Source organism: Mycolicibacterium arseniciresistens (genome assembly GCF_030519285.1).
Lineage (GTDB): Bacteria > Actinomycetota > Actinomycetes > Mycobacteriales > Mycobacteriaceae > Mycobacterium > Mycobacterium arseniciresistens.
The window spans coordinates 1-9,124 of the sequence record NZ_JAUMSQ010000323.1; the positions used below are offsets into that span (position 1 = coordinate 1).

At 68.9% G+C, this 9,124-nt stretch carries 9 protein-coding genes and 1 pseudogene; 4 read left to right on the forward strand and 6 right to left on the reverse strand.

Going from position 1 to position 9,124, the window contains the following annotated elements; translation table 11 throughout:
- Positions 1 to 259 (reverse strand): annotated as a pseudogene (locus Q2100_RS27140) (radical SAM family heme chaperone HemW); the annotation flags it as partial.
- 305 nt (positions 260 to 564) lie between these two features.
- Here Q2100_RS27140 and Q2100_RS27145 point away from each other — a divergent pair.
- The 3 genes from Q2100_RS27145 to Q2100_RS27155 are packed head-to-tail and all read left to right on the forward strand — an operon-like array spanning position 565 to position 3,714.
- Entirely contained in the window at positions 565 to 2,250 is a 1,686-nt protein-coding gene (locus tag Q2100_RS27145) for a nitrite/sulfite reductase (RefSeq protein ID WP_302916550.1), read from the forward strand.
- A 28-nt stretch (positions 2,251 to 2,278) separates the two neighbouring features.
- Positions 2,279 to 2,986 (forward strand): phosphoadenylyl-sulfate reductase, encoded by a 708-nt coding sequence (locus tag Q2100_RS27150; protein WP_302916551.1) that lies wholly within the window; start codon positions 2,279 to 2,281, stop codon positions 2,984 to 2,986.
- The gene (locus Q2100_RS27155; protein ID WP_302916552.1) at positions 2,965 to 3,714 is read left to right on the forward strand and encodes a sirohydrochlorin chelatase; all 750 of its coding nucleotides are present in this window, start codon (positions 2,965 to 2,967) and stop codon (positions 3,712 to 3,714) included. The genes Q2100_RS27150 and Q2100_RS27155 overlap by 22 nt, the downstream gene beginning before the upstream one ends.
- A 10-nt stretch (positions 3,715 to 3,724) precedes the next feature.
- Here the strand turns inward: Q2100_RS27155 and Q2100_RS27160 are convergent, their stop codons facing one another.
- The 5 genes from Q2100_RS27160 to Q2100_RS27180 form a co-directional block, all read right to left on the reverse strand.
- A complete protein-coding gene (locus Q2100_RS27160; RefSeq protein ID WP_302916553.1) occupies positions 3,725 to 4,777 on the reverse strand; it encodes a sulfate/molybdate ABC transporter ATP-binding protein in 1,053 nt (350 codons plus the stop codon).
- Positions 4,778 to 4,797: 20 nt separating this feature from the next.
- Positions 4,798 to 5,610 (reverse strand): sulfate ABC transporter permease subunit CysW, encoded by an 813-nt coding sequence (cysW, locus tag Q2100_RS27165; RefSeq protein ID WP_302916554.1) that lies wholly within the window; start codon positions 5,608 to 5,610, stop codon positions 4,798 to 4,800.
- A complete protein-coding gene (gene cysT / locus Q2100_RS27170; RefSeq protein WP_264014429.1) occupies positions 5,607 to 6,491 on the reverse strand; it encodes a sulfate ABC transporter permease subunit CysT in 885 nt (294 codons plus the stop codon). The genes cysW and cysT overlap by 4 nt, the downstream gene beginning before the upstream one ends.
- Positions 6,488 to 7,504, reverse strand: coding sequence for a sulfate ABC transporter substrate-binding protein (locus Q2100_RS27175; RefSeq protein WP_302916555.1), 1,017 nt, complete (start codon positions 7,502 to 7,504; stop codon positions 6,488 to 6,490). Before Q2100_RS27175 ends, cysT begins: the two co-directional genes overlap by 4 nt.
- Before the next feature lie 346 nt (positions 7,505 to 7,850).
- Positions 7,851 to 8,045, reverse strand: a complete 195-nt coding sequence (locus Q2100_RS27180; protein ID WP_264014431.1) for a hypothetical protein — start codon at positions 8,043 to 8,045, stop codon at positions 7,851 to 7,853.
- A gap of 60 nt (positions 8,046 to 8,105) precedes the next feature.
- Between Q2100_RS27180 and Q2100_RS27185 the strand changes: the two genes are divergently transcribed.
- Positions 8,106 to 9,124, forward strand: a 1,019-nt coding sequence (locus Q2100_RS27185; RefSeq protein ID WP_302916556.1) for an FAD-dependent oxidoreductase, incomplete at its 3' end; no start/stop codon positions are given.

Genomic DNA, 9,124 nt, shown 5'->3' on the forward strand with positions numbered 1-9,124 from the left:
AGGGCGTGCCACCGCCGACGAACACCGTCTGCACCGCGGGCGGCACACCCAGCTGCGCGGCCGCCATGTCGAGCTCGACGCGCAGCGCCGCCAACCAGCCGTCCGGGTTGGCGCCGCCCAGCTCGGACGGCGTGTAGGTGTTGAAGTCGCAGTACCCGCAGCGGGTCGCGCAGAACGGCACATGGATGTAGATGCCGAACGGCCGGCCCGGCGTCGCGGCCAGCACGGGCCGGCCTGCCGGCGCGGCGTTGACGGTCATGGCGCCATTTTCCCTGATCTCGCCAGTGCACCCTTTCACTCACCGTGAGCGCAAATCTGGCCCGGTTAGGGAGGTCGGCGCAATTCGTGGCACAATCGGGTGCGTGACTGCCGCCCAGTTCCCCCGCGTCTCGCTGGTGGTGCGTCGGCATGTCGATTTCAAGCGCGTATGTACCTCGTGTTGTCTGCCTTAGTGCCGTAGACCTGCCCACCTGAACTTCCAGCTGGCCCCGGATCTGCGCCGCCGGACAGCCACCGGTGAACAGCGCGTTCCGTACGCCGGCTCCTCCGAAGGAGCCACACCCCGTGACCGAAACCCCCACCTCGCCCAAGGCCAGGGCCCCCAAGCGTCCCCGCGGCGAGGGCCAGTGGAAGCTGGGCTACCGCGAACCGCTCAACGCCAACGAGCAGGCCAAGAAGGACGACAACCCGCTCAACGTGCGGGCTCGGATCGAGAACATCTACGCCGAGGGCGGCTTCGACAGCATCGACAAGGGTGACCTGCGCGGCCGCTTCCGCTGGTGGGGCCTCTACACCCAGCGCAAGCCCGGCTACGACGGCACCTGGACCGGTGACGAGAACACCGACATGCTCGAAGACGAGTACTTCATGCTGCGGGTCCGCAGCGACGGCGGCGCGCTGAGCGCCGCGGCACTGCGCACATTAGGCGAGATTTCGACCCAGTTTGCCAGGGACACCGCCGACATCTCCGACCGGCAGAACATCCAGTACCACTGGATCGACGTCAAGAACATGCCGGAGATCTGGCAGCGACTCGACGCCGTCGGCCTGCAGACCACCGAGGCGTGCGGCGACTGCCCCCGCGTCGTGCTGGGCTCCCCGCTGGCCGGTGAGTCCCTCGACGAGGTGATCGACGGCACGCCTGCGGTCAACGAGATCGTCAAGCGCTACATCGGCAAGCCGGAGTACTCGAATCTGCCTCGCAAGTTCAAGACCGCGATCTCCGGCCTCCAGGACGTGGTGCACGAGGTCAACGACGTCGCGTTCATCGGCGTGAACCACCCCGAGCACGGTCCCGGATTCGACCTCTGGGTGGGCGGCGGCCTGTCGACCAACCCGATGCTGGGCCAGCGGGTCGGCGCGTGGGTGCCGCTCGACGAGGTGCCCGATGTGTGGGAGGGCGTGGTCAGCGTCTTCCGCGACTACGGTTACCGCCGGCTGCGGGCGAAGGCACGGCTCAAGTTCCTGATCAAGGACTGGGGCGTCGAGAAATTCCGCCAGGTGCTCGAGGACGAGTACCTCGGCCGCAAGCTGATCGACGGCCCGGCGCCGGACCCGGTGACCCGCCCGATCGACCACGTCGGCGTGCAGAAACTCAAGAACGGGCTGAACGCCGTCGGCGTCGCCCCGATCGCCGGTCGCGTGTCCGGCACCATCCTGACCAAGGTCGCCGACCTGGCCGAGGCCGTCGGCAGCGACCGGATCCGCTTCACGCCCTACCAGAAGCTGATCGTGCTCGACGTGCCCGACGACAAGCTCGACGAGCTGCGCGCCGGCCTGGACGCGCTCGGGCTGCCGTCCACACCGTCGCACTGGCGGCGCAACCTGATGGCCTGCACCGGCATCGAGTACTGCAAGCTGAGCTTCGCCGAGACCCGCAGCCGCTCCCAGGTGCTGGTGCCCGAGCTGGAGAAGCGGCTGGAGGACATCAACGCCCAGCTCGATGTGCCGGTGACGATCAACCTGAACGGCTGCCCGAACTCGTGTGCCCGCATCCAGGTCGCCGACATCGGGTTCAAGGGCCAGATGATCGACGACGGCAACGGACCCGAGGAGGGATTCCAGGTGCATCTCGGCGGAAGCCTCGGCCTGGACAGCGGCTTCGGCCGCAAGTTGCGTCAGCACAAAGTGCTCGCGACCGAACTCGGCGACTACATCGAGCGGGTTGTGCGCAATTTCGTGAAACAACGCGAGGACGGCGAGCGTTTCGCTACGTGGGCGCTGCGGGCCGACGACGCAGATCTGCGGTGAGCGCCCGCGTGACGAGCGGAGGAAATCGATGAGCGATCTCATGACGGAGACCGACCTGCAGGCGCTGGCCGAACGCGGCGCGGCCGAACTCGGACCCGACGCGGGGGCCGGCGACCTGCTGCGCTGGACCGACGAGAACTTCGGCGGCAACTACATCGTCGCGTCGAACATGCAGGACGCGGTGCTGGTGGATCTGGCCGCCAAGGTGCGACCCGGCGTCGACGTGCTGTTCCTCGACACCGGCTACCACTTCGTCGAGACGATCGGGACGCGCGACGCGGTCGAGGCGGTCTACGACGTCAACGTCGTCAACGTCGCGCCCGAGAACTCGGTGGCCAGGCAGGACGAGCTGTTCGGCAGGAATCTGTTCGAGCGGGAGCCCAACGAGTGCTGCCGGATGCGCAAGGTCGAACCGCTGAGCAAGGCGCTGCGCGGCTACTCGGCGTGGGTGACCGGCATCCGCCGGGTGGAGGCCCCGACCCGCGCCAACGCCCCGCTGATCAGCTGGGACAAGGCGTTCGGACTGGTCAAGATCAACCCCCTGGCCGCCTGGAGCGACGACGACATGCAGGCCTACATCGACACCAACGGGGTGCTGGTCAACCCGCTGGTCTACGAGGGCTACCCGTCGATCGGGTGCGCGCCGTGCACGGCCAAGCCGATCGAGGGCGCCGACCCGCGCAGCGGCCGCTGGCAGGGCCTGGCCAAGACGGAATGCGGGCTGCACGCGTCGTGACGCGGCCCAGTCCCCCGCGGCCCGAGCCGACCCTCATCCTGACCGCCCACGGCTCCGCCGACCCGCGGTCGGCGGAGGTCACCCACGCCGTGGCGGGCCGGATCCGGCGTCTGCGGCCGTGGCTGGACGTGCGCGCCGCGTTTCTCGACCACACCGGTCCGCGGCTGGGCGAGGTGCTGCGGCAGACACCGGACGGCGTCGTCGTGCCGTTCCTGCTCGCCGACGCGTTCCACGCCAGGACCGACATCCCGGCGATGATCGCCGAGTCCGGTTGCCGGGCCGGGCAGGCTGCCGTCCTCGGCGAGGATCCCGCGCTGCTGGCCGTGGCACGGCAACGCCTGTCGGAGGCCGGGGTGTCACCCGACGACGAACGGCTCGGGGTTCTGGTGGCCGCGGTGGGATCGTCGAGTGCCGCGGCCAACGCCCGAACGGCCGCCGTGGCGCACGCCTTGGCGGTCGGAACCCGTTGGGCAGGAGCCGAAGTGGCGTTCGCCACCGTCCCGCACAACACGCCGGCGCAGGCCGCCGCCGCGCTGCGTCACCGCGGAGCCGACCGCGTGGTGATCGTGCCGTGGTTCCTGGCGCCCGGCAGGATCACCGATCGGGTGGCCGGCTTCGCCGCGCGCGAAGCGATGACGATGGCCGAGCCGCTGGGCTCGCACAACCTGGTGGCGGCCACGGTGCTGGACCGCTTCGACGAGGTGACCTCGTCGGCGGTGGCCGCTTAGCCGGACGCCCCTAGGCGCTGGTCGTCGCGCCGAGCTCCGCCTCTTCGGTCTCGGGTAGTTCCGCGCCGCCCGGGATCTCCGGCACGCGGGTCGCGCGGACGTACACCGTGTCCCGCTCGCGCAGGCCGAGTGCCTCGGCGTCACCGCGGGTGATCTGCGCGGTGAACGGGGCCTTGGTGGCGGCGTTGGTCAGCTCGAGGCGAACCTCGAAGCCCAGGACGACTACGCGGTCGATGATCGCCTTCACCACCCCGGTCGACTTCACCGTCTCGCTCTCGGCGATCGGCAATTCGGGGTTGCGCCCCACCCGGATGTCGTGGGGCCGCACCAGGGTGCCGTTGAGCGAGGAGACCGCCCCCAGGAACGACATCACGAACGCGTTGGCAGGAGTGTCGTAGACCTCGGTCGGCGACCCGACCTGCTCGATGCGGCCCTTGTTGAGCACCGCGATGCGGTCGGCGACGTCGAGCGCCTCCGCCTGGTCGTGCGTCACCAGCACCGTGGTGACGTGCACCTCGTCGTGCAGCCGGCGCAGCCACGCCCGCAGGTCTTCGCGGACCTTGGCGTCCAGGGCGCCGAACGGTTCGTCGAGCAGCAGCACCTCCGGGTCGACGGCCAGCGCCCGGGCCAGTGCCATGCGCTGGCGTTGGCCGCCGGAGAGCTGACTCGGGTAGCGGGTCTGGAAGCCGGCGAGCCCGACGACCTCGAGCAGGTTGTCGACCTTGTCCTTGATCTCGGCCTTCGGGCGCTTGCGGATGCGCAGGCCGAACGCCACGTTGTCCCGCACCGTGAGGTGCTTGAACGCCGCGTAGTGCTGGAACACGAAACCGATTCCGCGACGCTGCGGCGGCACATTGGTGACGTCGCGGCCCTTGATGGTGATGGTGCCGGTGTCGGGCTGGTCCAGGCCCGCGATCGCGCGCAGCAGGGTCGACTTGCCCGACCCCGACGGCCCGAGCAGCGCGGTCAGCGATCCGTCAGGCACCACGAAGTCGACGTTGTCCAGTGCGGCGAAGTCGCCGTAGCGCTTGTTCGCTCCGGTGATGGTGATCGCATTGGTCATGGTTCTGCTCTCCTTGAAACCTATTTTGCGGCCCGGGCGCGCCGGGCGTCGAGGATCACCTGGGCGACGAGCACCAGCACCGCCACGCCCATCAACAGGGTCGAGATGGCATAGGCGCCGTACTCGTTGTTACGGAAGTACCGGTCGGACACGAGCAGGGTCATGGTCTGCGACAGCCCGGGCAGATTGGACGACACCATGATCACCGCGCCGTATTCGCCGAGCGTCCTTGCGATGGTCAGCACGATGCCGTAGGTGAGCCCCCACCGGATCGAGGGCAACGTGATCCGCCAGAACGTCTGCCACCACTGGGCGCCGAGGGTGGCCGACGCCTCCTCCTGGTCGGTGCCGATCTCGTGCAGCACCGGTTCCACCTCACGGATCACGAACGGCACGGTGACGAAGATGCTCGCCAGGACGATTCCGGGGAAGCTGAAGATGATCTTCAGCCCGAGATCGTTCTCGACGAACCCGAACAGCCCGGCTGTCCCCCACAGCAGGATCAGCGCCACGCCGACGACGACCGGTGACACGGCGAACGGCAGGTCGATGATCGACTGCAGAATGCTCTTGCCCCGGAATTTGTTGCGCGCCAACACCAGTGCGGTGGGCACGCCGAACAGCACGTTGAGCGGCACCACGATCGCCACGACCAGCAGCGACAACTGCAACGCCGATAGTGCGGCGGGCGTGGTGATCGAGCTGAAGAACTCGCCGATGCCGGGTTCGAATGTGCGCCAGAGGATCAGCCCGACCGGAACGATCACCAGCACGGCGAGATAGGCCAGCGCGACGAACCGCAGCAGGCGGGTGACGAACGGGGACAGGGTCATCGTGCGAGCGCCTCTCGCTTGGCCGCGCGCGACCCGATCGCCCGCAGGATGAACAGCACCACGAACGAGATGGCGAGCAACACGATCGAGATCGCCGCGGCTCCGACGCGGTCGTCGTTCTCGATCAACGTCCTGATCCACTGCGAGGACACTTCGGTCTCACCCGGAACCGCCCCGCCGATCAGCACCACCGACCCGAACTCCCCGATGGCGCGGGAGAACGCCAGCCCGGCCCCCGACAGCAGCGACGGCAGCAGCGCGGGCAGGATGATCTTGGTCAGGATCGTGTAGTTGTTCGCGCCGAGCGACGCCGCCGCCTCCTCCACCTCATGGTCGAGTTCGAGCAGCACCGGCTGAACGGAGCGGACCACGAATGGCAGCGTGACGAACAGCAGCGCGATGCCGACGCCCCACTTGGTGTGCTGCAACTGCAGGTCGACCGGGCTGGCCGGCCCGTAGAGCGCCAGCATCACCAGGCTCGCGACGATGGTCGGCAGCGCGAACGGCAGGTCGATCAACGCGTCGACCAACCGCTTGCCGGGGAACTGGTCACGGGTGAGCACCCAGGCCACCAGGAGCCCGAACACCGCGTTGACCACGGTGACGCCGATCGAGATCGTCAGTGTCACCCGGAACGACGCGATGGCGGCGGGCGAGGTGACCGCCGACCAGAACGCCTCCCAGCCGCCACCCACCGACTGCCACAGGATCGCGCCGAGCGGCAGCAGCACGATCAGCGACAGCCACAGCGTCGCGGCGCCTACTCGCAGGCCGGTGCTGCCGTAGCCGCCGATCAGGGGGCGGCGGCGAGGGCCCGGGTCCCCGTCGCCGGAGAGTTCGGGCCGGATCGCCTCAGGGTTGCGATCGAGCCCGGTGGTCATCCAGTGGCCTTCTGGTAGATCTTCGTGATGGTGCCGTTGTCCTTGTTGAACAGTTCGGCGTCGACCTTCTTCCAGCCGCCGAGGTTGTCGATCGTCCACAGCTTCGCCGGGGCGGGGTACTTGTCGGTGAACTCGGCCAGCACCTTCGGATCGGCGGGCCGGAAGCCGGCTTCGGCCCAGATCTTCTGCGCCTCGGGGGTGAACTGGAAGTTCACGAAGTCCCGTGCCTTATCGAGGTGCTGGCTCGTGTTCACCACGGCGACCGGGTTCTCGATCTTGAACGTCTGGGACGGGTTGACGTACTCGAGGCCGAAGTTGATCGCCTCGTTCTCGTAGGCCAGCAGGACGTCGCCGCTGCCCTGCTTGAACACGTCGGTGGCCTCGCGACCGGACGCGGGGCGCAGCTTGACGTGCTCGGTGACCAGTTTGTCGACGAAGTCGATGCCCGCCTGCGGGTTCTGCCCGCCGTTGCTGGCGAACGCGTACGGCGCCAGAAGGTTCCACTTCGCCGAACCGGAGCTCAACGGGCTGGGCGTGATCACCTCGACGCCCGGCTTGAGCAGGTCGTTCCAGTCGCGGATGTTCTTGGGGTTGCCCTCGCGAACGGCCAGGCTCACCACGGAGCCGAACGGAATCCCCTTCAGCGCATTGCTGTTCCAGTCCTCGGCCACCTTGCCGGCCTTGACCAGGCGGGTGATGTCCGGCTCGACGGAGAAGTTCACCACGTCGGCGGGCTTGCCGGACTCGACGCCGCGCGACTGGTCACCCGACGCGCCGTAGGAACCGGTGACCGCGACGCCCTTGCCCTGTTCGGTCGCGGCGAAGGCGGGCGCCACCTTCGACCAGCCCGGCTCGGGCACCGCGAAGGCGACCAGGGTGAGCGTCGTGTCGGCGTCACTGCTGCCCTCGCCTGCGACGTCGCTGGAGCCGCCACCGCAGGCCGCCAGCAGCGTCGCGGCGGCGCCGATGACGGCCGCTTGCCGCCAGCGTTTGACGAGGGTGCCTGTGTTCACGATGGATGACCTTTCGGAGGGTGGGATACGGATGTACCCGCCACAGCGGAAAGGCGTTGTCTTGTCACCAGACGGCGTCAGCCGACTACCGACACCAGACCGCAGGACGGAATGAGGTCAGCGACAACAACAGAAAACGTCTGCAACAGCGCAACCCACGGCAATGAGGGCCACGATGTGCCCCTCGGTGGTGCCGGACGCTGCTTGCATGGCGCGAAGAATAACAGAGTGGGGCGCACCCGCCACTCGGGGAGTGGGCCCGGTCAGCGGGTCAACCACCAGGTGACGATGACCAACAGCACCAGGACGACCAGCGCCAATGTCACCCGCGACCGCGGCAGCCCGCTCACATGTGGTCCGTTTCGTCATGCCGGATCCGGCGAAGCAGCCGCGTGCCGTGGTTGAGCCCGCCGTCCAGGACCACGGCGGCGCCGTAGGCCAGCACCAGCACCACCGGCATCACCACCACCGTCTGGAACACGAACCCGAGACCGGAAAGCCACAGCTCGACGCCGTCCCACCAGCTCAGGAATGCACCCACGGACACAACACTAGGCGACGGACGCTAGGCGCCCGGCCCTCGGTGACGGACAATGTGGCGATGTCCGGCCCGGTCGAGTCCACCACGTGTGTCGTCGCCGGTGGCGGCCCCGCAGGCATGATGCTGGGCCTGCTGCTCGCCCGCGGCGGCGTCGCGGTGACCGTGCTGGAGAAGCACGCCGACTTCCTGCGCGACTTCCGCGGTGACACGGTGCACGCCAGCACGCTGCGGCTGCTCGACGAGCTCGGTCTGGCCGGCGAGTTCGCCCGCGTGCCGCACCGCCTGATCGACGAGGTGAACGTCACGATCCAGGACACGGCGCTCAGGGTGGGGCTCGATCACCTGCCGGGGGCACACCAGCACATCGCGCTGGTTCCGCAGTGGGATTTCCTCGAGCTGCTGGCCCGGGCGGCGGACGCCGAACCGACGTTCCGGCTGTTGCGCCGCAGCGAGGTGCTGGGACCGTTGCGGGGCGGCAGCGGTCGGGTCACCGGCGTGCGTTACCGCGGCGCCGACGGGGAGGAGCGCGAGCTGCGGGCCGAGCTCACCGTCGCGTGCGACGGCCGCGGGTCGACGCTGCGCGACGCGTCGGGACTGCCGAGGCGCAGCTTCGGCGCACCCATGGACGTGTGGTGGTTCCGGCTGCCGCGCCACGACTCCGACCCGCATGGGCTGACCGGCATCTTCCGGTCCGGTCACGGCTGCGCGCTGATCGACCGCGGCGACTACTTCCAGATCGCCTACCTCATCCGCAAGGGCGCCGATCAGCCGATGCGCGCCGAGGGCATCGAGGCGTTCCGCCGCGAGGTGACCAGCCTGCTGCCCTGGCTCGGCGACCGGCTGACCACGGTGGAGTCCTTCGATGACGTGAAACTCCTTGACGTGCAATTGAACCGGTTGCGGCGCTGGTACACCGACGGGCTGCTGATGATCGGCGACGCGGCGCACGCGATGTCGCCGATCGGTGGTGTCGGCATCAACCTGGCGGTCGCCGACGCGGTGGCCGCAGCGCGGATCCTGACCGGCCCGCTCCGCGACGGCACCGTGCGCCGCCGCCACCTGGCCGCCGTCCAGGCCCG

What these genes read in the sequence shown, in the direction of transcription:
- Q2100_RS27150 (WP_302916551.1), top strand. Translation starts at nt 2,279, where the DNA reads ATGAGCGATCTCATGACGGAGACCGACCTGCAGGCGCTGGCCGAACGC.
- Q2100_RS27155 (WP_302916552.1), top strand. Translation starts at nt 2,965, where the DNA reads ATGCGGGCTGCACGCGTCGTGACGCGGCCCAGTCCCCCGCGGCCCGAG.
- Q2100_RS27160 (WP_302916553.1), bottom strand. Translation starts at nt 4,777, where the DNA reads ATGACCAATGCGATCACCATCACCGGAGCGAACAAGCGCTACGGCGAC.
- cysW (WP_302916554.1), bottom strand. Translation starts at nt 5,610, where the DNA reads ATGACCCTGTCCCCGTTCGTCACCCGCCTGCTGCGGTTCGTCGCGCTG.
- cysT (WP_264014429.1), bottom strand. Translation starts at nt 6,491, where the DNA reads ATGACCACCGGGCTCGATCGCAACCCTGAGGCGATCCGGCCCGAACTC.